This window comes from Solidesulfovibrio sp. (assembly GCF_029978005.1).
Lineage (GTDB): Bacteria > Desulfobacterota > Desulfovibrionia > Desulfovibrionales > Desulfovibrionaceae > Solidesulfovibrio.
Genome location: NZ_JARKOZ010000061.1, coordinates 20344 through 43843, shown reverse-complemented (window position 1 = coordinate 43843; position 23500 = coordinate 20344). Strand labels below are relative to the sequence as shown.

General features: G+C 68.0%; 24 protein-coding genes. 21 read left to right on the top strand and 3 right to left on the bottom strand.

Annotation, left to right across the window (positions count from 1 at the left end):
- Positions 1-264 precede the first annotated feature (264 nt).
- The 11 genes from Q1K70_RS07600 to Q1K70_RS07550 all read left to right on the top strand — a co-directional run bounded on the left by Q1K70_RS07600 (position 265) and on the right by Q1K70_RS07550 (position 7706).
- On the top strand, positions 265-585 hold the full coding sequence (locus tag Q1K70_RS07600; protein ID WP_300157484.1) for a YggT family protein: 321 nt from the start codon (positions 265-267) through the stop codon (positions 583-585).
- Between the two features lie 232 nt (positions 586-817).
- On the top strand, positions 818-1162 hold the full coding sequence (locus Q1K70_RS07595) for a DUF167 domain-containing protein (protein WP_300157482.1): 345 nt from the start codon (positions 818-820) through the stop codon (positions 1160-1162).
- Positions 1163-1192: 30 nt separating this feature from the next.
- A complete protein-coding gene (locus Q1K70_RS07590; protein WP_300157480.1) occupies positions 1193-1426 on the top strand; it encodes a DUF465 domain-containing protein in 234 nt (77 codons plus the stop codon).
- A 1-nt stretch (position 1427) separates the two neighbouring features.
- Positions 1428-3125: a biosynthetic-type acetolactate synthase large subunit gene (gene ilvB / locus Q1K70_RS07585; RefSeq protein ID WP_300157479.1), complete on the top strand. Its 1698-nt coding sequence runs from the start codon at positions 1428-1430 to the stop codon at positions 3123-3125.
- Positions 3126-3134: 9 nt separating this feature from the next.
- Complete coding sequence (gene ilvN, locus Q1K70_RS07580; RefSeq protein ID WP_300157477.1) at positions 3135-3617, top strand: acetolactate synthase small subunit; 483 nt, start codon at positions 3135-3137, stop codon at positions 3615-3617.
- A gap of 13 nt (positions 3618-3630) precedes the next feature.
- Complete coding sequence (gene ilvC, locus Q1K70_RS07575; RefSeq protein ID WP_300157475.1) at positions 3631-4620, top strand: ketol-acid reductoisomerase; 990 nt, start codon at positions 3631-3633, stop codon at positions 4618-4620.
- Between the two features lie 58 nt (positions 4621-4678).
- The gene (locus Q1K70_RS07570; protein WP_300157473.1) at positions 4679-5197 is read left to right on the top strand and encodes a hypothetical protein; all 519 of its coding nucleotides are present in this window, start codon (positions 4679-4681) and stop codon (positions 5195-5197) included.
- A 136-nt stretch (positions 5198-5333) separates the two neighbouring features.
- Positions 5334-5873, top strand: a complete 540-nt coding sequence (locus Q1K70_RS07565) for a hypothetical protein (protein WP_300157471.1) — start codon at positions 5334-5336, stop codon at positions 5871-5873.
- Positions 5874-6017: 144 nt separating this feature from the next.
- Complete coding sequence (locus Q1K70_RS07560) at positions 6018-6302, top strand: hypothetical protein (RefSeq protein WP_300157469.1); 285 nt, start codon at positions 6018-6020, stop codon at positions 6300-6302.
- A gap of 22 nt (positions 6303-6324) precedes the next feature.
- A complete protein-coding gene (locus tag Q1K70_RS07555; protein ID WP_300157467.1) occupies positions 6325-7335 on the top strand; it encodes a hypothetical protein in 1011 nt (336 codons plus the stop codon).
- A 20-nt stretch (positions 7336-7355) separates the two neighbouring features.
- Positions 7356-7706, top strand: coding sequence for a DUF488 family protein (locus tag Q1K70_RS07550; RefSeq protein ID WP_300157465.1), 351 nt, complete (start codon positions 7356-7358; stop codon positions 7704-7706).
- Positions 7707-7737: 31 nt separating this feature from the next.
- On the opposite strand, the gene Q1K70_RS07545 is transcribed toward Q1K70_RS07550, so the two are convergent.
- Together Q1K70_RS07545 and Q1K70_RS07540 are read right to left on the bottom strand one after the other, a co-directional pair.
- A complete protein-coding gene (locus tag Q1K70_RS07545) occupies positions 7738-8229 on the bottom strand; it encodes a GNAT family N-acetyltransferase (protein WP_300157463.1) in 492 nt (163 codons plus the stop codon).
- A 24-nt stretch (positions 8230-8253) separates the two neighbouring features.
- Positions 8254-8910: a TIGR00730 family Rossman fold protein gene (locus tag Q1K70_RS07540; RefSeq protein ID WP_300157461.1), complete on the bottom strand. Its 657-nt coding sequence runs from the start codon at positions 8908-8910 to the stop codon at positions 8254-8256.
- Between the two features lie 155 nt (positions 8911-9065).
- Between Q1K70_RS07540 and Q1K70_RS07535 the strand changes: the two genes are divergently transcribed.
- The gene (locus Q1K70_RS07535; RefSeq protein ID WP_300157459.1) at positions 9066-10673 is read left to right on the top strand and encodes an MBL fold metallo-hydrolase; all 1608 of its coding nucleotides are present in this window, start codon (positions 9066-9068) and stop codon (positions 10671-10673) included.
- Between the two features lie 62 nt (positions 10674-10735).
- On the opposite strand, the gene infA is transcribed toward Q1K70_RS07535, so the two are convergent.
- Positions 10736-10954: a translation initiation factor IF-1 gene (gene infA, locus Q1K70_RS07530; RefSeq protein ID WP_005990299.1), complete on the bottom strand. Its 219-nt coding sequence runs from the start codon at positions 10952-10954 to the stop codon at positions 10736-10738.
- A gap of 192 nt (positions 10955-11146) precedes the next feature.
- On the opposite strand from infA, the gene Q1K70_RS07525 reads away from it, so the two are divergent.
- The 9 genes from Q1K70_RS07525 (at position 11147) to Q1K70_RS07485 (ending at position 23493) form a co-directional block, all read left to right on the top strand.
- Complete coding sequence (locus Q1K70_RS07525) at positions 11147-12346, top strand: aminopeptidase (RefSeq protein ID WP_300157458.1); 1200 nt, start codon at positions 11147-11149, stop codon at positions 12344-12346.
- A 79-nt stretch (positions 12347-12425) separates the two neighbouring features.
- Positions 12426-12911: a hypothetical protein gene (locus Q1K70_RS07520; protein WP_300157456.1), complete on the top strand. Its 486-nt coding sequence runs from the start codon at positions 12426-12428 to the stop codon at positions 12909-12911.
- 115 nt (positions 12912-13026) lie between these two features.
- On the top strand, positions 13027-13503 hold the full coding sequence (locus Q1K70_RS07515; protein ID WP_029458965.1) for a chemotaxis protein CheW: 477 nt from the start codon (positions 13027-13029) through the stop codon (positions 13501-13503).
- 110 nt (positions 13504-13613) lie between these two features.
- On the top strand, positions 13614-17069 hold the full coding sequence (gene mfd / locus Q1K70_RS07510) for a transcription-repair coupling factor (protein WP_300157452.1): 3456 nt from the start codon (positions 13614-13616) through the stop codon (positions 17067-17069).
- Positions 17066-18730, top strand: a complete 1665-nt coding sequence (locus Q1K70_RS07505) for a peptidylprolyl isomerase (protein WP_300157450.1) — start codon at positions 17066-17068, stop codon at positions 18728-18730. The genes mfd and Q1K70_RS07505 overlap by 4 nt, the downstream gene beginning before the upstream one ends.
- A gap of 183 nt (positions 18731-18913) precedes the next feature.
- Positions 18914-19903: a SurA N-terminal domain-containing protein gene (locus Q1K70_RS07500; protein ID WP_300157448.1), complete on the top strand. Its 990-nt coding sequence runs from the start codon at positions 18914-18916 to the stop codon at positions 19901-19903.
- Between the two features lie 170 nt (positions 19904-20073).
- The gene (locus tag Q1K70_RS07495; RefSeq protein ID WP_300157447.1) at positions 20074-21507 is read left to right on the top strand and encodes a RodZ domain-containing protein; all 1434 of its coding nucleotides are present in this window, start codon (positions 20074-20076) and stop codon (positions 21505-21507) included.
- Positions 21508-21778: 271 nt separating this feature from the next.
- On the top strand, positions 21779-22528 hold the full coding sequence (locus Q1K70_RS07490; RefSeq protein WP_300157445.1) for a recombination protein O N-terminal domain-containing protein: 750 nt from the start codon (positions 21779-21781) through the stop codon (positions 22526-22528).
- An 89-nt stretch (positions 22529-22617) separates the two neighbouring features.
- On the top strand, positions 22618-23493 hold the full coding sequence (locus tag Q1K70_RS07485; RefSeq protein WP_300157444.1) for a glycine--tRNA ligase subunit alpha: 876 nt from the start codon (positions 22618-22620) through the stop codon (positions 23491-23493).
- The last annotated feature ends 7 nt before the right edge of the window (positions 23494-23500 follow it).

Genomic DNA, 23500 nt, shown 5'->3' with positions numbered 1-23500 from the left:
GGGAGAACCCTGCGGTATAATTCATGTAAATAACATGTTCATCAAATGGCGCACCGGGAGGGGGCGCGCTTGGACCTTCCGGCCCCGGGAGGGGGCGCGGCGCGGAGCCAGGCCCCCCGACGCGGCGCGCCCATGGCCGCAAACCGGCCTGGCGGGCGACCTGCGGCCCTTGCCGGTCGCGAATGGACTTGATTAAACGCAGGCGCTGTGCCATTTTCAAGTAACGGCACGTCTGCTCGGTCGGTCCTGTAAGAAGGATGTTGCATGGATATTATTGGGTTTTTTTTCGTCGCAGTGGCCAGGGTCCTGGATATCGTCCTTTCCCTGTACTTCTGGGTCATCATCATCGCCGCCCTGCTGTCCTGGGTACGGCCCGATCCCTACAACCCGGTGGTGCGTTTCCTGCGGGCCGTGACCGACCCGGTCTTCTACCGCGTCCGGCGCTGGTTTCCGTTCCTCACCATCGGCGGCGTGGACCTTTCGCCCATCGTCGTGATCCTTGCCGTGCAGTTCCTGCAATGGTTCCTGGTGCCGACGCTGTTGCGCCTGGGCGGCATGGGCGGCATGGGCGTCGGACGGCTCTAGGCGGGAAGAAGGGACCCTGTGCATGGATGCACGACCCCAGGGAGACAACGTCGCACCGGCGGGACCACCGCCGCGGCCAGGGGCGCGACGGCCGTGAGCAGCCGATGCGTCGCGCCCGCTTCACGGATGCCTTTTCCATTCCCGACCGGTGAACGCCGGCACGACGGGGACCGCACGGAGACCGGCGCGGCGGCCGCCGTGTTTTTCCGCGCGCCCCGGGGATGGCGCTGATATGGCCGGGGCGGCGAAGGGCCGGGAGAGCCGGCCGGGCGACGCCGGGCTTCCGGTCTTCGTGACGCCGGCCGGGGAGGGGGCCTGGACGTTGCGCGTGGCCGTGACCCCGGGCGGGGCCAAGGACGCCCTGGCCGGGCTTGCCGAGGACAGGCTGCGCGTACGGCTGCGGGCCAAGGCCGTGGAAGGCCGGGCCAACGCCGCCCTGACGGAGTTTCTGGCCGCCTGCCTGGGGCTTCGGGCCAGGCAGGTGGCCATCGTTTCCGGGCAGAAGTCCCGGAAAAAAACGATTCGCGTCGAAGCGGAGTCCGAACCCGACTGGTCCTTCGCGGCCGGCACGGGATAAGACGAGAACCGTTAACAAGGAGTCTTTGCCATGGACCAGCGCGATCTCGAGCTCATCGCCAAATACGCCGAGGCGGACCCGGAGCTCAAGAGTCTCTACGAGGAGCACGTCGCGTTTGAAAAGATTCTGGAGAAGATGGAAGGCAAACCCTTCCTGACCCCTTCGGAAGAAACCGAACTCAAGGAAATCAAGAAGAAGAAATTGTCCGGCAAGACGCGCATCGAAACCCTCCTCATGAAATACCGCAAGGCGGAGGTCCACTAGCATGGAACTGACCGGGGCCCAGATCCTCCTGGAGTCCTTGCGCCGCGAGGACGTGGACGTCGTTTTCGGCTTCCCCGGAGGTGCGGTCATCGACATTTACGACCAGTTGCCGCACTACCCCCTGCGCCACGTGCTCGCGCGCCATGAGCAGGGAGCCATCCACGCCGCCGACGGCTATGCCCGGGCCTCGGGCAGGGTAGGCGTATGTCTGGTGACTTCGGGCCCCGGCGCCACCAATGCCGTGACCGGCATTGCCACCGCCTACATGGACTCCGTGCCGGTGGTCGTCATCACCGGCCAGGTGCCGACGCCGCTTATCGGCAACGACGCCTTCCAGGAAGTCGACATCGTCGGCATCACGCGCCCCTGCACCAAGCACAACTACCTGATCAAGGACGTGCGCGACCTGGCCCGGGTCATCAAGGAGGCCTTCTATCTGGCCGCCACCGGCCGCCCGGGCCCCGTGCTCATCGACCTGCCGAAAGACGTGCAGCAGGCCAGGTGCGAGTACAAGTACCCCAAGACGATCAAGATGCGCAGCTACAACCCCACCTACGCCCCCAACCCCAAGCAGGTGGCCAAGGTGGCGGAGGTCGTGCGCAAGGCCAAAAAACCCATCATTTACGCCGGCGGCGGCGTCATCGCCTCCACCGCCGCCGAGGACCTCGTCTGGCTTTCCCGGTCCCAGGACATCCCGGTCACGGCCACCCTCATGGCCCTCGGCTGCTTTCCGGCCGACGACCCCCGGTGGGTCGGCATGCTCGGCATGCACGGCACCTACGCCGCCAACATGGCCATCAGCCACGCCGACCTGATCCTCGCCATCGGCACCCGCTTCGACGACCGGGTCACGGGCAAGCTCAGCGAATTCGCGAAAAACGCCAAGATCGTCCACATCGACATCGACCCGACTTCCATCCAAAAGAACGTGGCCGTGCAGATTCCGGTGGTGGCCGACTGCAAGAGCTTCCTGGCCGCCCTGCGTCGCCATCTGGAGGACGCGCCGGCCGAGGCCGGGCCGCCCCCGGCCGAACGCCACGCCGCCTGGCTGGAGAAGGTCGCCGAGTGGAAGGCCGAAAAGCCGTTGACCTACGCCCAGGACGACAAGGTGATCAAGCCCCAGTACGTGGTCGAGACGATCTCGCGCCTGACCAGGGGCGAGGCGGTCATCACCACCGAGGTGGGTCAGAACCAGATGTGGGCCGCCCAGTTCTACCAGTTCCTGCGGCCGCGCTCGTTCATCAGTTCCGGGGGGCTCGGCACCATGGGCTTCGGCTTCCCGGCCGCCATCGGCGCGCAGATGGCCTGCCCCGACCGCCTGGTCATCGACGTGGCCGGCGACGGCTCCATCCAGATGTGCATCCAGGAGCTGGCCACGGCCGTGTGCTACGACCTGCCGGTCAAGATCGTCATCCTCAACAACGGCTATCTCGGCATGGTCCGCCAGTGGCAGGAGCTTTTCTACGCGAAGAACTACTGCGCCACCTGCCTTGACGTGGCCCCGGATTTCGTCAAACTGGCCGAGGCCTACGGCGCGGCCGGCTTCCGGGTCACCGACCCGGCCCAGGTCGAAGCCGTGCTGGCCGAAGCCTTCGCCCTGCCCAAGACCGTCATCGTGGACGTGGTCATCGACCGCGAGGAAAACGTCGCGCCCATGGTCCCGGCCGGCAAGTCCATAACCGAGATGATCCTCGTCTAGGAGCCGTCCATGCGCCACATCCTCTCCATCCTGGTCGAAAACGAGCCCGGCGTGCTCTCCCGGGTGGCCGGCCTGTTCAGCGGCCGGGGCTACAACATCGAGACGCTCAACGTCGCCCCGACCCTCACCGAAGGCCTGTCCATGATGACCATCACCACCGAGGGCGACGAGGCCATCATCGAGCAGATCGTCAAGCAGCTGCGCAAGCTCGTGACCACACTCAAGGTGGTCGACCTCACCGACGTCAAGTCCGTGGAGCGCGAGATGATGCTCCTGCGGGTGGACGCCGAGGGCGGCAAGCGGGCCGAGGTGCTGCGCATCGTGGACATCTTCCGCTGCAAGGTGGTGGACGTGAGCCTGGATGAGCTCGTCATCGAGGTCACCGGCACCCAGGACAAGCTCGGAGCGCTCATCCACATGCTGCAGCGCTACGGCATCAAGGAAATCGCCCGCACCGGCGCCGTGGCCATGCGGCGCGGCATGCAGGAATAAAAAAGGAGCAGCAATGAAAATCTATTACGACCAGGACGCCGATCTTTCCCTTTTGGCCGACAAGACCGTGGCCATCATCGGCTACGGCAGCCAGGGCCACGCCCACGCCCAGAATCTGCGCGATTCCGGCGTCAAGGTGGTCATCGGCCAGCGTCCCGGCGGACCCAACTGGCAACTGGCCAAAGAAAACGGCTTTACGCCCATGTCCGCCGCCGAGGCGGCGGCCGCGGCCGACGTCATCATGATCCTGGTCCCGGACCAGACCCAGAAGTCGCTTTACGAAAAAGACATTCTGCCGCATCTCAAGGCCGGCAAAATGCTCATGTTCGCCCATGGCTTCAACATCCACTACCAGCAGATCGTGCCCCCGGCCGACGTGGACGTGACCATGATCGCGCCCAAGGGCCCGGGCCATCTGGTGCGCCGGGTCTACACCGAGGGCGGCGGCGTGCCCTGCCTGGTGGCCGTGCACCAGAACGCCAGCGGCAAGGCCCTGGAACTGGCCCTGGCCTATGCCAAGGGCATCGGCGGCACCCGTAGCGGCGTGCTCACCACGACCTACCGCGAAGAAACCGAGACCGACCTCTTCGGCGAGCAGGCCGTGCTGTGCGGCGGCGTGGCCGAACTCATGAAGGCCGGCTTCGACACCCTGGTGGAAGCCGGGTACGAACCCGAAAGCGCCTATTTCGAATGCATGCATGAGATGAAGCTCATCGTCGACCTGATCTACGAGGGCGGCCTTTCCCGCATGCGCTATTCCATCAGCGACACCGCCGAATACGGCGATTACACCCGCGGCCCCCGCATCGTCACCGAGGAAACGCGCCAGGAAATGAAGCGGGTCCTCAAGGAGATCCAGGACGGCACCTTCGCCAAGGAGTTCATCGTCGAGAACATGTCCGGTCGGGCGCATTTCCTGTCCATGCGCCGCCTCAACGCCGAACATCCCGTCGAGAAGGTGGGCGCCAAGCTGCGCGACATGATGGGCTGGCTCAAGAAATAGCCTTTGACGCGGCCGCGCCCGGACCAGCCGGGCGCGGCCGCACTCACAGGAGGAGCCGATGTTCATCCGCTTGCGCCCGGCGCTGGTTTTTTCCGTATTGTGCCTGTCCTTCCTGGCCGCGCCCCTGGCCCGGGCCGCCTCCCCGGCCTCCCCGGACGCCGCCCCCAAGGGCCTCGACGGCCCGGAACCCTTCACCGTCAAGCTGGCCAAGGCCCAGTCCGGCGATCCCCGGGCCCAGTGCGCCCTGGGCGTGGCCTACGTCAACGGCACGAGCGTGCCCCAGGATTTCCGCCAAGGCCTGCACTGGCTGCACCGGTCCTCCGAGTCCGGGTTCGGCTACGCCCGCTACGTGCTGGCCGACCTCTACAGCCGGGGCTACGGCGGGGTGCCGGTCAACGACGCCCAGGCCTACTACTTCGCCTCCCTGGCCGCGGCTTCGTCGTCTTTGGCCGAGAACTACCGCGAGCGGGCCGTGAAGCTGCGAAACGCCAGCGCCAAGCGTCTGACGCCGTCCGAAGTGGCCGGACTCCAGGCCAAGGCCGCCCTGGCTCCCCTGGACGCCGTGGCCGGCAACTGAGCCGCCCCTTGACGCGGGCGCGCGGATTTCCCATCACAAAGCCATGCGACCCTTTCCGTCGGCGCGTCCCGCCTGCGACCGGATGCCGACATCCGGCCCGATTCGCCGCCCCCCGCGCGGGAGCGGGCGCTGGTCCTTGGCGGCGTCCGTCCCGGTGTTCGCGGTCTGCTTTTTCCTGGCGCTGATCGGGCTCGGCCGGGCCGCCGGCAAGGTGGACACCCGGGCCTTCAACGCTACCTTCGCCAGCCAGTCCGGCAAAATGTACGACCACCTGCTCAAGATCCAGGACTACTACGCCTCCCTGGCCAAGGAGGGCGACGCGGCCCGCGTCAAGGACGCCCTGGCCCTTCGCGCCTCGCTCTCGGCCTGCTGGGAGCTTTTTCTCAACGGCGGGGACATGGTCTACATCTACGATCAGGTCGACGCGAACTGCCCGGAGACCGTGGCCAAGATCGGCGACCTGGTGCACCGGGGGCTTGGCGTCATCGCCGGCAAGCTGGAAAAGGAACTGGAATGGCTGGGCCTGACCGAGAGAAACGTCGGCGACCAGCCCGTGAGCGTGGAGCTGACGCAAGCCCGCAAGGACATTCTGGCCGCCGTTGCCTCGTTTCGCCAGACGGCCGCGCTTTTCGCCCCGCCGGGCGGGAGCGGGACGGGGCAGCCGGCGGCCAAGTAGCGGGGCCGCCGACGGCCGCGCGTCGTCCGGCGAGACGGGGAGGGGAGAGGCGTCGCGCCCCTTGTCCGGTTTCGGCCATGGGGCCCTGACGTTTCGATGCAACAACCTGACCCGGCGCGTCCCGACGGACGCGGGGAGGCCGTGATGCGCGTCGTCCCAATCCTTTGCTGCCTGCTCCTCGGCGGCCTGTGCCTCGGCGGCTGCGCCCGCCACACCTACCGCGTGGAGCTCAACGACGGAAAGACCTTCTACGTCGATCCGCCCCTGGTCCTCGACACCGAAACCGGCGTCTATTCCATGTGGATCGCCGGCAAGCGCCACGCCATCCCCATGGACGACGTATACTATCTCGATGACGCCTCCCAGATCTGCTACCAGAACGGCGCGACCGACGTGTTCACCTGTTACGACGCCCTCTACCAGTTCTAGGGGCCGCCAGGCGGAGGCCGGCATGCAGCCCGGAACGGTCGAGGCGGGACAGGCGGGGCTCGCGGCCCTGGCTCTGCGGCTGCTCGAACGCGAGCCGCCCCGGGGGCCGGTCATGGAGCCGGGGCGCTACCAGCCCGGCAGCCTGCCCGCCTGCCTGGCAAGGCTTTGCCGGCCGGACGTGCCCGCCGACGGCCCGGCCCTGGCCAGCCTGTGCCTCAAGTACGCCTTTGCCTACGTGCACCCGGATCGGGCCCACGAGGACGTTTCCCTGGAGGAGGCGACGCTTCTTTGCGGCCGCTTCGTGCGCCGCCGCAGTGGCTGCCGTTCCCTGGAAGGGCGCGACGCCCTGCGCCGGCTGCTGTTGCACCACGGCTTCGCTTTGCAGATGCTGCTGGACCTGCCCAAGACCGTGCACCTGCTCGCGGCGCTTCTGGCCGGCACGCCCCGGACCGATCCCGGGCGGCCCTTTCTCGGTTGCGACCTGGGCTCGGGCACGGGCATCCTGCTCCTGGGCCAGCATCTGCTGGCCAGGCGGCGCGGCTGGGAGGCCACGTCGCTTTGGGGCGTGGAGCACCTGCCCCATGTGGCCGCCCAGGCCGACGGGCTGCTGCGGTCCCTCGGCGTCGGCCGGGTGCTGTCCGGCGACGCCACGGTTTCCGCAATCTACAACAACCTTCCCCAAGGCAACCTGGCCTGCCTGACCAACGAGACCCTGCCGTCGCGGGGGCGGCGGCTCTACAAGGAGCCTTTCCCGCGCATAAGCGCCGCCCTGTTCGCGAGCCTCGGCAAGCGGCTCGCCGGCGCGGTCTTCCTGCCCGAGGCGGTCTGGGTCGCGGACAGGCAGGGGCGGTCGTGGCTGCGCTTGGCCCCGGAGAACGCTTTTGCCGGCGAAGGGCCGGGCAAGCCGGCGCGCCTGTATTACATGGCCGACGTGGAGCTTGGCGGAAGACGCTTCCCGGCGGACGGGACAGGGGAGGAGCACGCCGGCCTGCTCGCCCCGCCCTGGCGCGAGGCCCTGGGCCGGCGCTGGTAGCCGGCGCGACGGAGGCGGACATGTTCACGACCAAGCGCATCTACGAAGAGGCGTCGCCCCGGGACGGCCGGCGTTACCTGGTGGACCGGCTCTGGCCGCGCGGCCTGACCAGGGAGAAGGCCGGGCTGGACGGGTGGCTCAAGGATCTGGCCCCAAGCGACGCCCTGCGGCGCTGGTACCACCACGAGCCGGCCGCCTGGGAGGAATTCCGGCGGCGCTACCGGGAGGAGCTGGCCGCCCCGGCCGTCGCGCCGCTCCTGGAAAGGCTGCGCGCCGAGGGCGAGGAAGACGTTGTAACGCTGCTGTATTCGGCCAGGGACACGCAGCGCAACAATGCCCTCTGTCTGAAGGACGTGCTGGAAGGGAAATAGGGGCGGCGGAGGGCCGTTTTCCGGCGGCCTCTCACAGCCGCAGTTCGTAATACAACGCTCCGGGCAGGGGATTTTCGCAGTAGGCGTCGATGCGCCCGAAGCCGAGCTTGGCGTAGAGCGCGTTGGCCGCGGTCATGGAAGAAAGGGTGTCCAGGCGCACGGCCGCGTAGCCGCGCTGTCGGGCTCCGGCTACGGCCGCCTCGGCCAGTTTGCGGCCCAGGCCCTGGCCGGCGTAGGCCGGCCGCACATAGAGCCGCTTCATTTCCGCCAGGCCGTCCCCAAGGGGCCGCAAGGCCACGCAGCCCGCCGGCATGCCCTCGAGCCAGGCCAGCCATATCCCGCCGGCCGGTTCGGCGTAGCAGCCCGGCAGCCCGGCCAGCTCCTCGTCGAAACGCTGGAAGCACAGATCGAAGCCCAGGCCGTTCGCGTATTCCTGGAACAGCAGGCGCGCCACGGCCATGTCCGTGGCCGGGGCGATGCCCGTGCCCAGGCGCAGGGCGTGTGAAGGGGCGTTTTCGGTCATGGCTTCTCCTTGGGCGGTGTGCGGCTAGACGATCACATGGCGGCGGATGTAGGCCACAGCCTCCTCGGGCGTGTCCATGACCGTGAAGAGCTCCAGGTCGTCCGGAGACAGGAACCCCCGTTCCAGCAGGGAGCGGCGGAACCAGTCCACGAGGCCTCCCCAGAACTCCTTGCCGAGGAAAATGATGGGAAAGGGCTTGATGCGCCGCGTCTGGATGAGGACCAAGGCTTCGGACAGCTCGTCCAGGGTGCCGAAGCCGCCGGGCATGGCGATGTAGGCCATGGCGTATTTGACGAACATGAGCTTGCGGATGAAGAAATAGCGGTAGTCGCTACGCAGGGTCAGGTAGGGGTTGGGCTTCTGCTCCAAGGGCAGGTGGATGTGCAGGCCGATGGACTCGCCCCCGGCTTCGCTGGCCCCCTTGTTGGCCGCTTCCATGAGCCCGGGGCCGCCGCCGGTGATGACCGAGTAGCCGGCCTTGCACAGCAGCGAGGCCAGCTTGACCGTGTCGGCGTAAAGGGGTTCCGTGGGCCGCACCCGGGCCGATCCGAAGATCGAGACCGCCGGCTTGATCTCCCCCAGCACCTCGAAGCCGTCCACGATTTCGGCCATGATGCGGAAAAGCCGCCAGGATTCGGAAACGGACAGGTCGTCGATGAGGTACTGGTGCGAGGTGCTCAAACGGCGCTCCTTGACGGTTCGTTCGCGGCGGGACTTCCCAGGCGCGGCCAAACGCAGTACACGGCGGCCTCGGCCAAATGCCCATCGGCGCATCGTGCCCCGTTGGGCAACGATAATCAAGGCCCGGCCTCGCCGCGGCCCTTTGCGGAGGATGCATGAAGGTCAAATTCCTGGGGGCCGCCGGCACCGTCACCGGCTCCTGCCACGTCGTGTCCACGGACGCCGTCCGTTTCGCCGTGGATTGCGGCATGCACCAGGGCAGCGACGTCATCGAGCGCCGCAACCTCGACGTCGGGGTCTACGAGCCCCGGGGCATGGATTTTTTCCTGCTCACCCACGCCCACATCGACCATTCCGGGCTGTTGCCGCGCATGGTCAAGACCGGATTTTCGGGCAAGGTCTACTGCACGCCGCCCACTCGCGACCTGCTCGGCATCATGCTCGAGGACAGCGCCCACATCCAGGAGATGGAGGCCGAGTGGGCCAGCCGCAAGAACAAGCGCCACGGCGGACGTGCGGTGGAGGCCCTCTACACCCGGGCCGACGCCGCCGCGGCGGTGAGGCGCCTGGTGGCCGTGCCCTACGGCGAGGCCTTCTCGCCCGCCCCCGGGGTGACGGCCATCTACCACGACGCAGGCCACATCCTGGGCTCGGCCTTCATCGAGCTTTCGTTGGAGGAGGGCGGCCGCCGCACCCGCATGCTCTTCTCCGGCGACCTCGGCCGCCCGGACCAGCTGCTGGTCAACGACCCGGACCAGCCCGTGGACGCGGACTACCTGTTCCTGGAAGGCACTTACGGCGACCGCGACCACAAGGACGTGGAGCAAAGCCGCGACGAGCTGGCCCAGGCCATCGCCTACGCCTCCAAGGGCGGCGGCAAGGTCATCATTCCGGCCTTCGCCGTGGAGCGCACCCAGGAGGTGCTCTTCTGCCTGCATCTGCTGCAAAAGGACGGCAAGATCCCGGCCGACATGCCGGTCTTCGTGGACAGCCCCCTGGCCATCAAGGCCACGGAGATCTTCCGCCGCCATCCCGAATACATGGACGACGAGACGAGAGACTACTTCGGCCGGGGCGAAGACCCCCTGTCCCTGCCGCACCTGCGCTTCACCGAGTCCACGGACCAGTCCCGGGAGATCAACACCCTAAACGGCCCGGCCATCGTCATCGCGGCCAGCGGCATGTGCAACGCCGGGCGCATCAAGCACCACCTGCGCCACAACCTCTGGCGGCCCGAATCCTGCGTGGTCTTCGTGGGCTTCCAGGCCATGGGCACGCCCGGGCGCAAGATCGTGGACGGCGCGAGGTCGATCCGCCTCCTCGGCGAGGAGATCAACGTCGCGGCCAAGGTGTTCACCATCGGCGGCTTTTCCTCCCACGCCGGCCAGAGCCAGATCCTCAAGTGGCTCACCCACTTCAAGGTCAACCATCCGCAGGTGTTTCTGGTCCACGGCGAGCAGAAGGCCCTGACCATCCTTTCGGGGCTCATCAAGGAACGCTTCGGGCTCAAGGTGCGCATCCCCCAATACCTGGAGGAATACACCCTGGAGCCCGGGACCGAGCCTTCCGTGGCCGTGGACGAGGCCAAGGCCCGGCCGCGCATCGACTGGGACGTGCTGCTTGCGGAGCTGGCCGGCCGCGTCGAGCGCATGCGCGCCCAAAAGGACGCCCTGGCCGCCCGTTCGCCCGAGGAACAGGCGGAATGGAGTCAACGGCTGGCGGCCGTGGACGGGGACTTGCTCAGGCTGCTCTCGGAAATGTGAGCCGGGAACCGGCGCGGTCGGGAAACCGGCCGCGCCGCCCGCGAAGACTGGGCCGGGCGGCGCTACTTGAGGCGGTAGGTGATGCGGCCGCGGGTGAGGTCGTAGGGGGAGAGTTCGACCTTGACCCGGTCGCCGGGCAGGATGCGGATGTAGAACTTGCGCATTTTCCCGGAGATGTGGGCCAGAACCTCGTGCCCGTTCTCCAGCTCCACGCGAAACATGGCGTTGGGCAGGGCTTCCTGCACCTTGCCGTCGACCTCGATGGCGCCTTCTTTGGCCATGAACGATATCCTCCTGGCGGCGCGGGAGAAATCCCGACCGCGCGATCATTTTCTCGTGAACGTAGCCGGATAGCCGTTTTTTCACGGGTTGGCAAGGGGCCCGGGAGACGGCGCGGCCGCCCGGCGAGTCCGGCCCGGGTCCTTGCCGCCCGGGCGCCTTTCGGTCTATGCTTTCGGGAAAAAGGAAAAACCGTGCTCACGCGCTCCCAACTCGAAAAATACGCCGATGTCCTGCTCTGGGGCCTGACCACGTCCCGGGTCGAGCCGTACAAGCCCGGGGACGTGGTGCTCGTCCAGTTCGAACTGCCCGCCCTGCGCCTGGCCGAGGCGGTCTACGCCAAGCTGCTCGGCCGGGGGCTCAATCCCGTGCCGCGCCTGGCGCTCACCCCGAGCATGGAGACCGCCTTCTACGGCACGGCCGACGAGGCCCAGCTCGTCTTCCAGCCTCCGGGCCAGGCCGTGCTGCACGAAAACGTCCACGGGGCCATGCACCTGCTCGCCCCGGAAAGCCTGACCCACTTAAGCGGCATCGACTCCAAGCGCATCGCGGCCGCGGCCGTGGCCCGCAAACCCCTGCGCGACATCCTGGTGCGCCGGGAGGAGAAGGGCGAGTTCGGCTGGACCCTGTGCCTGTACCCCACCCGCGAACTGGCCCAAAAGGCCGGCATGACGGCCAAGGAATACGCCGCCCAGGTGACGGCCGCCTGCTTCCTCAAGGACCCCGAGCCCGTGGCCGTGTGGCGGGGGCTTTACGAAAACGCCCGCGAGATCAAGGCCTGGCTCAATTCCATCAAGGCCGCCTCCCTTCGCATCGAATCCGACAACGTGGACCTCACGGTCACGCCCGGCGAGCACCGCCGCTGGCTCGGCCTCTCCGGCCACAACATACCGAGCTTCGAGATCTTCACCTCCCCGGACTGGCGCGGCACCACCGGCCGCTACTTCGCCGACCAGCCCTCCTACCGCAGCGGCAACTACGTGCGAGGCGTGCGCCTGACCTTCAAGGACGGCGCGGTCACGGAGATCGCCGCCGAGCAGGGCGAGGATTTCGTGCGCAAGCAGCTGGCCATGGATCCCGGGGCCTCGCGCCTGGGCGAATTCTCGCTCACGGACAAGCGTTTCTCCAAGATCGACCGCTTCATGGCCAACACGCTCTATGACGAAAACTTCGGCGGACCGCACGGCAACTGCCACGTGGCCGTGGGAAGCTCCTACTCCGACACCTTCGACGGCGATCCGGCCACCCTGGACGGCGAGCGCAAGGAGGCCCTGGGTTTCAACGATTCCGCCCTGCACTGGGACCTGGTCAACACCGAGCCCAAGCGGGTGCGCGCCCGGCTGACCGACGGCCGGGAAACCACGATTTACGAAAACGGCTGCTTCCTCTATTGACGCCGCCGGCCAGGAGCCGTAATCGCGGCGGTGTCGGAACCGTATGAAAGACAAGCGGAACGGTTTCAAGGAGATGCCCATGCGCGCCCTTTTTCTTTCGTTTCTGGTCGCGGCCCTCGTCGCCGCCGCTGCGCCCGCCTTCGCCGGCCCCAAGGCCAACCCGGACATCAAGGGCTGGGAAAAGGGCAGCGAATACGACCGGCTCTTCGACCCCAAGGAAGCCGATTCCCTCAAGGGCCGCGTGGTCAAGATCATGGACATCAAGCCCATCGACGGCATGGCCACGGGCATCGCCCTGCAGATCGAGGACAAGAAGGACAAGACCATGGAGATCGTGCACCTGGGGCCCAAGGATTTCGTGGACCTCGGGTCCATCGGGCTCAAGGAGGGCGACCAGGTCAAGGTGGCCGGGGCCTGGGCCGAAATGGACGGGCACGACGTCCTTCTGGCCGTCAAGGTGAAAAAGGGCGAGGACATCCAACTCAAGGTCCGGCGCACCAAGGACGGCTTTCCGTTCTGGAGCATGACGCCCGAGCAGCGAAAGGCCGAATCTTCCGAAGACTAGGCGATTTCCCCTTGCCGCGCACTTGCCCAACCCGGGCAAATTTGGGTAGATAGGAAAGCATAGGCTCGCATGCGCCGTCGGCGGCGCGGTCAAAATCAAAACGGGAGCTTGCCGCATGGAGGAAACCCTCAAGAAACAGGATGCCGAACTGCTCCAACTCGTCACATTCAGTATTGGCGAGGAAGAGTTCGGCGTCGATATCCTGAGCGTGCAGGAGATCATCCGCATGATGGATATCACCAAGGTCCCGCGCGCCCCGGAGTTCGTCGAGGGCGTCATCAACCTGCGGGGCAAGGTCATACCCATCATCGACCTGCGCCGGCGTTTCGGCTTGTCCACCCGGGACCATGACAAGCACACACGGATCATCGTCATCGAAATCAACAACATGATCGTCGGATTCGTGGTCGATTCCGTCTCCGAGGTGCTGCGCATACCCGCCAGCACGGTGGAGCCGCCGCCACCCGTGGTGTCCGGCCTGGAGTCGGAATACATCAGCGGCGTGGGCAAGCTCGAGGATCGTCTGCTGATCCTGCTCGACCTCAACAAGCTCCTTTCCGGCGAAGAGCGCGACATGCTCGGTTCCTTCTAGGCGCGCTGGAAGGCCGTTCTTCCGACGGCTCCCGGCGTCGAGTCCTATCGTCATCGCGGCCGCCGCCACGGATGTGGCGGCGGCCATCCCGTATTTCCACGAGGCCCGTTTTGTCCCGCACATCCCCCCTTGCCGCGCTCCTGGAGAGCCCCGACTCCGTTTCGGTCTACAAAAGCGGCCCGGCCACCCTGGCCTTCCTGGCCGCCGAGGCCCTTTCCCGCGGGCAGTCCGTGGCCGTGGTCGCACCCGGACACAACGAACTGACGCGCATCGCCGCCCTCCTGGAGCTGCTCGTGCCGCCCGGGCCCGGCACCCTCTGGGGCCGCGCCGTCATGACCCTGCCGTCCTACGCCCCGGGCCTGCCAAGCGGCGCGTTCTGGGCCAGGCGCATGGCCTTCCTGGCCCAGGCCGCCTTGGGCTCCGGGCCGCGCGCCTTCCTCTTTTCCGCCGACAACCTGCTGCCCAAATGGCCGTGCCGCCGAGCCCTGGACGGCAACGTGCTCACCCTTGCCGTGGGCGAGGAACTGCCGCGCGACCTGGTGGCCGAGCAGGCCGTGCTCTGGGGCTACAAGCGCGCCCCCATGGTCACCGGGCCCGGGGAATTCTCCCTTCGCGGCGACATCCTGGACATCTTTCCCCCGGGCTACGACGACCCGCTGCGCCTGGAATTCTTCGGCGACACGGTGGAGGCCGCCCGGCGCTTCGACGCCGGCTCCCAGCGCTCCCTGGCCGAGCTGTCCGAAGCCGTGCTCGTGCCCGCCGCCCCGGCCGTGCTCTCGGAGACCTTCAAGGAAGAGGCCGCGGCCCTGTGGGAGACCATCGCCGGCACCGGGGAGCTGCACCGCGCGGCCAAAGCGCGCCTTGAGGCCGCCATCGCGGCCGGCGACGGCGGCATGTGGCCGGGGCTTTTCTACGAAAAGCCCGCCGCCCTGTCCGACTGGCTGCCCGGGGACGCGGCCTGGATCGTGTGCGACGCCGCCCGGGTCAAGGAACGCCTGGAGGAGGCCGAGCACGCCTGGCGGCGTTTTTTCGAGGCCCAGACCAAGGAGCAGGGCCATCCCTGGCCCAATGCCCGGGTGCTCTGGCCCGAGAACATGGCCCGCAAGGCCCTGGTCTCCGGCCGGCGCATCCTCTTCGAGGATCTGGTCATGGGCCGGGGCCGGCACGGCCCGGACCTGGCCGAGAAATCCCTGGAGCGCTTCGGCGACCTCTTCTGGAAGCCCGGCTCGGACAAGCGGCCCTGGACCACGCTCACGGCCGCGCTCAAGGAATGGAACGGCCACGGCCAGACCATCCTGTCCTTTCACGGCGAGCGCTCCCGCAAAAAATTCCTCCAGATGATCGAGCCCGAGGGGCTGGTCTTTCGCACGAGCTACAGCCCGGGCGAGACGGGGCTTTTCGCGCTCCTTTCGGGGCTTCGCCACGGCATGGAGCTCTCCTGGCGCGACACCCGCATCCTGGCCGAGGACATTCTGCACCCCGAGTCCTCGGGCGGCGAGGCCGGGCGCGGCCGCGACAAGGATTTCAAGGGCCTGACCTCTTTCGACGACATCCGCCCCGGCGACCTGGTCGTGCACCGCGACTACGGCGTCGGCTCCTTCGAGGGGCTCACGCGCATGACCGTGGACGCCACCGGCGGCGACTACCTGCTGCTGGTCTTCGCCGACGAGGACAAGCTGTACCTGCCGGCCGACCGGCTGGGGCTGCTCCAGCGCTACAAGGGTCCGGAGGGCGTCGCGCCGCCCTTGGACCGCCTGGGCGGGGCGCGCTGGAAGTCCGTGCGCGAGCGGGCGAAAAAAGCCATCGAGCGCATCGCCGCCGATCTGGTCGAGATGTACGCCTACCGCCAGGTGGCCAAGGGCTACGCCTACGGCCCCACCAACGAGCTGTACCTGGAGTTCGAAGCCACCTTCGGCTTCGAGGAGACGCCGGACCAGGAAAAGGCCATCGCCGACGTGCTGGCCGACATGGAACGGCCCGAGCCCATGGACCGGCTGGTCTGCGGCGACGTGGGCTTCGGCAAGACCGAGGTGGCCTTGCGCGCCGCCTTCCGGGCTGTGCTCGACGGCAAGCAGGTGGCAATGCTGTGTCCGACCACGGTGCTGGCCGAGCAGCACTTTCAGAATTTCGCCGCCCGATTGGAAGGCTTTCCGGTGCGCGTGGAGATGCTCTCGCGCTTCGTCACGCCCAAGCGGCGCAAGGTGGTCCTCGACGCCGTGTCGCGCGGCGAGGTGGACATCCTGGTCGGCACCCACCGCATCCTGTCGAGCGACGTGACCATCCCCAACATTGGCCTCCTTATCCTCGACGAGGAGCAGCGCTTCGGCGTCAAGCACAAGGAGCGGCTCAAGGCCTTCAAGAAGAACATCGACGCCTTGACGCTGACGGCCACGCCCATTCCGCGCACCCTGCAACTGTCCCTTTCCGGCGTGCGCGGCCTGTCCGTCATCGAGACCCCGCCGGCCGAGCGCAAGACCGTGGAAACGGCCCTGGTCGAGCGCGACGAGGCCTTCCTGCGCGAGGTGCTGCGCCGGGAGCTCGAGCGCCAGGGCCAGGTGTTCTGGGTCCACAACCGGGTCCAGGGCCTGGAGGACGTGGCCGCCTTCGTCAAGACGCTGGCCCCGGGCGCAAAGGTGGCCATGGCCCACGGCCAGATGTCCGAGACCGCCCTGGAGGAGGCCATGCACGGCTTCTGGCACGGCGAGACGGACATCCTGGTGTGCACCTCCATCATCGAGTCGGGCCTGGATTTTCCCCGGGCCAATACGCTTGTCGTGGACAACGCCCACATGTTCGGCCTGGGCCAGCTCTACCAGCTGCGCGGCCGGGTGGGGCGCTCGCCGCGCCAGGCCTACGCCTACTTCGTGGTGCCGAGCATCGAGAAGGTGCCGGAACTGGCCCGAAAGCGCCTGCGCGTCATCCTGGACATGGACTACCTCGGGGCCGGCTTCCAGGTGGCCATGGAGGACCTGCGCCTGCGCGGCGCGGGCAACATCCTGGGTGAGGCCCAGTCCGGCCACATCGCCCGCATCGGCCTGGACATGTTCCTCGAGATGCTGGCCGAGGAAGTGGGGCGGCTCAAGGGCGAGCCGGTCAAGGAGCGCACCGAGCCGGAACTGACGCTCGGTGTGGCGGCCCGCATCCCCGAGCGCTACGTGCCCGAGGCCTCGGACCGTCTGCGCCTCTACAAGGCCCTGTCCACGGCCCGCACCGAGGCCGGGCTGGCCGAGCGCATGGCCGAGATGCGCGACCGCTTCGGTCCGCCGCCGGTGGAAGTGGAGAATTTCCGGGCCGTGCTCGCCTTCAAGCAGGCGCTGGCCAGGCTCGGGGCGCGCAAGGCCGAGGTCGCGCCCACGCGCCTGGTGGTCTCCTTCGAGGCCGAGGACGCGGCCGTTTCGCCCGAGCGCCTGGTGGACTTCGCCGCCGCGCGCGCCGGTGGCGGCGTGAAGCTCTTGCCCCCGGGCCGATTGGCCCTGCCGCTTGACGCCGGCCTGGCCTTTCCCGAGGCCGTGGCCGTCTGGACCGTGGAACTGGCCGGATTGGCCGGGGAGGGTGCGGCGGCGTGAGCACGGCGCGGCGCACCCTGGCTTTCGCCCTGGCGGTCGGCCTGGGGCTCGGCCTTGGCGGCTGCCGGGGCGAGCCCGGCGAGGAGCCGGGCGTGGTGGCCGTGGTCGGTCAGGAGCCCATCCGTCTGGCCGACGTGCGCGCCCGCCACGACATGGGCCAGATCGGCGCGCCGGCCATGGACAATCCCGCCGTGGAGCGGCTTCGCGCCGAGTACGGCGCGGTGCTGGCCGAGATGATCGTGGCCAGGCTCGCCGCCCAGGAACTGGCCAAACGCGGTCAGGCCGTGTCCAAGGCCGAGATCGACGCGGCCGAGGCCAAGGCCCGAGCCGATTATTCCGACGAGGCCTTCTCCCGCATGCTGCTCGAGGAGCGCATCGACCCGGTCCGCTGGCGGGAACTCCTGGCCGACCGACTGGCCCTGGAGAAGCTCTCCCGTGAGGTGCTGCGGCCGGGCGTGCGCGTGGACGTGACCGAGGCTGCCAACTTTTACAAGGAACACGTGGCGGACTTTGCCATGCCGGCCCGGGTGCGCCTCGTCCGCGTGCAGGGCGAAACCGTCGAGGCCCTCAAAGCGGCCCAGGCGGCGGCGAAAAAGGGCGGGCAGACCGCCCTGAACGGCTTGTCCGGCGTCGCTGCCACGGAGCTCGACCTGCCCGAGGCCAACCTGCCGGCCCCGTGGCGCGAGGCGCTCAAAGCGCTCAAGCCCGGCGAGGCCTCGGCCGTGGTTTCAGACGGAAAGGACGGGAAAAACGGCAAGGGCGGGGATTTCTTCGTCCTGCTCGAACGACGCCCGGCCACGGTGCTCGATCCGGCCAAGGCCTACGCCCGGGTCGAGGCGACCCTGGCCGCCAAGAAGCTCGACGCCGCCTTCGCCGCCTGGCTCGACGCGGCCGTGGCCGGAACGAAGATCACCGTCACGCCGCTGCTTTTGGCCGACCGGCAGGAAGCCCCCAAGGCGGAACCCGCGCCCGGCCCGGACGAGCTGGCCCTGGCCCGGGAGGAGGCGGCCGGCCGGGAACGCCTGGCCCGGGAGGCCAAGAAGGCCGTGGAGTCGCGGCGCGCCGAGCCCGAACCCGCGCCTGCCGCGCCGCCGGTCCAACCGGCCCCGTCGCCGGCCCCAGCGTCACCGGCAGGCCCGGAGCAAAATGCATCCGTCGCGCCGCCGGCTCCGGGCGCGCCTGGGCCGTCCGCGCCCGGGAAAGAGGCCGCGCCGGAAAGCCCCGTCCCAGTCGTCGCGTCCGAGGCGGCGCCGGCCTCCCCCGTGGACGCCGCGCCGGCTTCCCAGGAGACGCCGCGCCAAGACGCGTCCGCCGAAGCCGCTCCAGCGGCCCAGGCCGCGTCGGCTCAGGGCGCGTCGTCCGCGTCCGCCGAAGCGCCCCCGGCTTCGGGAACGGCGGCCACGCCCGCGCCGGCAGTGGAAAAAAGCGCCGGCGACGCGGTGGAATTCACGGCCATCAAGGCGAGCTGGCTGCTGTACACCGTGGACGACGGCCAGGAGCAACGCGTCTACCTCAAGCCCGGCAAGCCGTTTCGGCTGGATTTTACGCGAAAGCTCGTGGTGCGCCCTGGCAGCCCGAGCGAAGTGTCCTACAGCCACGGCGGCCGGGAAACCACGGTGGTCGTCGGAAAAAAAGAAAGCCGTGTCCTCGAATTCCCTTAAGGAACCGGGATGGGCCGGCCCAGGCGCGATTGCCTGTGCTTGTAAAAACGTTTATAGGCCCCGGATGCGTCGGCGCGTCGGCCTGGGAGCGAGGCGGCGCGTCGCGGGAAGCCCCGGGCCGCGACCCGTCGCGCGGTCGGGCCGCAACTGCCGTCTTGCCCCAACGCCCTCACGGAGGATGCCTTGCCCCGTCTGTCCAAACTCAGCATTGTGATTGCCCTGCTGCTGGCCCTGGCCGGAACCGCCCAGGCGGCGGAACTGGTGGACCGGGTGGTGGCCGTGGTCAACGGCAAACTCATCACCCTGTTCGACCTCAACGCCCGCGTGTCCGACTTCCTGCAACGCTCCCAGGGCGTGTCCGTGAAGCCCGACGATCCCATGATGGTCGATCTGCGCCGGCAGGTCCTCGACAGCATGATCAACGATCTGCTCATCGAGTCCGAAGCCACGCGGCTCAAGATTTCGGTTTCGGAAACGGACCTCGACAACCAGATCGAGGAAATCAAGAAGAAGAACAACCTGAGTCAGCAGCAGTTCGTGGCCGAACTGGCCAAGGAAGGCATGACGCTGGCCGAGTTCCGCAAGCGCATGCGCGAGGAGAGCATGAAAAAGCGCCTCCTCGGCTACATGGTGCACCGCAAGGTCCTCGTCACCGACGACGAGATCCGCGACTACTACGAGAAGAACAAGGACAGCCTCTCGTCCACGAAATCCATTCTCGGCCCGAAAGTTTCCGGCAATATCGGCTTCATCATGGTGGCGAACGCCAAGCAGGCCGAAGAACTGCGTTCCAAGATCGATTCCGGAGCCATGACCTTCGCCGAGGCGGCCAAGAAGTTTTCCATCGGTCCCGGCCGGGACCAGGGCGGCGACCTGGGCGACGTGCAGGCCAAGGACCTGGCCCCGGCGTTGCGCTCGGCCCTGCAGGCCGTGCCCCCGGGCAAGGTCAGCGCGCCGGTCATGGTGGACGGCAAGGCCGTTCTTTTGAGTATGCGCACGCCCGGCGCGGCCGCTGCGACTCCGAAGGCCGCCCCGGTCGCTCCGGCCGGCCCTTCGTACGAGGGCGCCAAGGAACAGATTCAGGAAACCTTGTACAAACAGAAATTCGACAAGCTCTTCCAGGAGTACATCGACAACCTGCGGTCCAAGGCGGTCGTCGAGGTCAAGCTGTAGTGCCGCGTTCTCGAAATCCGCCTCTGCGCGTTTCGAGAACCATTATTGCATGACTATTTTTTCCCCTAAAAAAGATTACCATATTTTTTAGGGAACGCCACAGTAGCTTGTCCCGCCCGCCGCCGGGGGGCTCCCGCCCACGACGACGCGGCCACGGAGGAATTTCGTTTATGGACTTGCGTGAGTTAGGGGCGATGCTGCGCGAGGAGCGGGAGCGGCAGGGCCTGTCCATCGAGGACGTATCGGACAGGATCAAAATCACGCGCAGTTGCCTGTCCGCCATCGAGGACGGCAACGAAAGCGTCTTGCCCCATCCTGTCTATGCCAGGGGTTTCATCAAGAATTACGCCAAGCTGCTTGGCGTCGACCAGGAAGATTTCTCCAAACGGCTGGCCGAGGTCTACCAGCTCGAGGAGACGCCCGTGCGGGAAGTGCCGCTGGTAAAGGACCTCCCGGACGACGAGTGCGACTGCGCCCAGACCCGGGGCCGCCGGTCCGCGCCCAGGCCGCGCGTCCCCTTGGTGCCGGCGCTCATCTGCCTGGGGCTCGTCGTCGCGGTCGTCGGCCTCGTCTGGTACCTGTGGACCCACGTCTTTTCCAAGCCCAATGATGTGGCCGACAAGGCCGCGCCCGTGACCCGGAGCGAACCCGTGCCTGCCAAAAGCGAGCCGGAGGTTCCGCCGCGTCCCGTGCCGGTCGTGCCGGCCCAGAAACCCCTCGAGACTCCGCCGGCCCCGCAGACGCCGGCCGTGGCCGAAACGAAGCCGGCCCCCGCGCCCGAAGCCAGGCCGCTCGTCGAGACCAGGCCGCAGCCGGCGCTGAGCCCCGACGACCAGGTCGCCCAGGACATCGCCAACAGCGGCCCGGCCACTCCCGCCGCGCCGTCGGCCATTCCGCCCGCGCCCGAACCCGTGGCCGCGCCCGGCGCGCCCGCAGCCAAGACATTCACCGTGGGCGACACGGGAACCCACGTGGTCACCATCGTGGCCAACGACCGCTGCTGGCTGCAGGCCGGCGCGGACGGCGGGGCCATGCACGAGACCATGCTCGAAAAGGGCGACGCCTTCACCGGCCGCTTCGCCGACTATATGCTCGTGCGCCTGGGCAACGCCGGAGCGGTGGAGATCCGCTTCGACAACAAGCTCTATCCGCTCCAGGCCGGCAAGGGCTCGGTCAAAACCCTCAAGTTCGTGGCGAAAAAGGGCGAGGAAGGAACGCCGAGCAAGCCCGCCGCGTCGACTGCGGCCCCTTCGCCGATGCCTTCCCCCGCGCCGGTCGCCACGCCCGTGCCCTCGGCTCCGGCCCCGGCCGTGGCGACGAGCCCGGCTCCGGCGGTCCCGACCGGCGGCGGCGAAACGGCCCAGCCAAGCGGCGGCCGCGAAGTGGAGATCTACGGCCAGGACGGCAGCTGGGTCATCGTCACCCCCGACAAGGGCCCGGCCAAGGAAATTTACGTGAAAAAGGGGCAGCGGCTGACCGTCCCCTTCGGCGAAAGGATCGACATCAAGCTCGGCAATCCGAGCAACGTGGTCTTCCGGTACGACGGCAAGGAAACGGCGGTCGTCACGGAAAAGGGCGAGAGCAAGTCCATCCGGTTCCCGTAGGCTGCTTTCCCGGGAAGGCGGCCACGGGCGCGGCGCGGGAAAACCCGGGCGCGCGCCAGGGAAGGCGATCCATCGTGACCTCCGCCCGGGACGGGCCGGTGCGCCCTGGCGCGCGGCAGAAGGGACGGGTCGCCTCCGCAACGGCAGGCTGCGGCCGCGCCCCGGGCGAGGCGACGCGGGCCCGGCCGGGGCGCGGCCGCGTTTCCCTGGCCGGGTGGATCGAAAGACGGGAACGGCGCTTGATCGCAATGTAGTGGACGGCGGGGCGGGAATGGAATTTTCCGAACAGGCGCTCGTGCTCAAGGTGGGGCGGTTTCGCGAGATCGACGCCTGGGTGCGCCTGATTTCCCCTCAGCGCGGCGTCTATACGGCCTTCGCCTTCGGGGGGCTCAAAAGCCGCCGCCGTTTCCTGGGCTGCCTCGACCCCCTCAACCACGTGAACTTCAAGGTGCGCCGCACGGGGCACGGCGGCTACCATTGCCTGACCGAGGCCAGGCTCCTTGACGCGCCCATGCGCCTGCGCCGCGACCCGGGGCGCCTGGGCATGGCCGTCAACTGCCTGAAGTTTTTCGAGGCCGTACAGATCGGGCCCCAGGGCGCGGCCGAGGCCTACGCGCTCTTGCGCGACATGCTGGCCGCCCTGGAGGAAGCCGACGCGCCGTCGCCGCTTTTCCCTCTCCTTTTTCGGGCGCGGATGGCGTCGCTGCAGGGCGTCTTTCCGGTCTGCGGCCGCTGCGCCGTCTGCGGCGCGCCCCTTGGCGACGGGGAGGCCGTGTGCCACGTGGAAGCAGGGCGCTTGACCTGTTCCGCCTGCCGGGACGAGAACGCCCCGGGCGTGCGCCAGCGCCTGGGGGCCGGGGCGCTGGCCCTGCTGGCGTCGGGCGTGGCCGGCGACGCACGGGCTTGGGCGCACTGCCGCCCCGAGGCGGCGGCGGCGCGGGAATTCTCCCGCGTCGTGGACCTGCTCGTGCGCTACCACATGGGATTGGCCTGGGAGCGAGGCGGCTTCGTGCGCGCCTGAGGCTTCCGGGTCTTTGTTTTCCGCCTTGCCTTGCCGCGCCGCAAACGCCGCGGTCCGACTGACGGCGCAACCTTGAAATCGGAGCGACCATGCATTTTCAGGATGTCATCTTGACGCTGCAAAACTTCTGGGCCAAGTCCGGCTGCCTCGTGGTCCAGCCCTACGACACCGAGGTCGGAGCCGGCACCTTCAACCCGGCCACCTTCTTCCGGGTCATCGGCCCCGAGCCCTGGAAGGCCGCCTACGTCGAGCCCTCCCGCCGCCCCACCGACGGCCGCTACGGCGAGAATCCCAACCGCCTGCAGCACTATTACCAGTTCCAGGTCATCCTCAAGCCCTCGCCGGACAACGTCCAGGACCTGTACCTGGAGAGCCTGGCCGCGCTCGGCGTCTCGGCCGCGGACCACGACATCCGCTTCGTGGAGGACGACTGGGAGTCCCCGACCCTCGGGGCCTGGGGCCTGGGTTGGGAAGTCTGGCTCGACGGCATGGAAGTGACCCAGTTCACCTATTTCCAGCAGGTCGGCGGCATTGATCTCCACCCCGTGTCCGTGGAGATCACCTACGGCCTCGAGCGCATCAGCATGTACCTGCAGCAGAAGGAATCGGTCTACGACCTGGCCTGGAACGACCGGGTGACCTACGGACAGGTGCACCAGCGCGGCGAATACGAACATTCCCGCTACAACTTCGAGGAGTCCGACGCCGGCATGCTCCTGACCCACTTCAACGCCTGCGAAAAGGAATGCAAGCGCCTGTGCGAGCTCGGGCTGCCCTGGCCGGCCTACGACTACTGCCTGAAGTGCTCCCACGCCTTCAACATGCTCGAAGCCCGGGGGGCCATCTCCATCACCGAGCGCACCGGCTACATCGGCCGGGTGCGCAACCTGGCCTCGAGCCTGGCCCGCCTCTACGCCGCCCAGCGCAAGGAACTCGGCTACCCCCTCCTCACGCCCACCGCATAAAGGACCA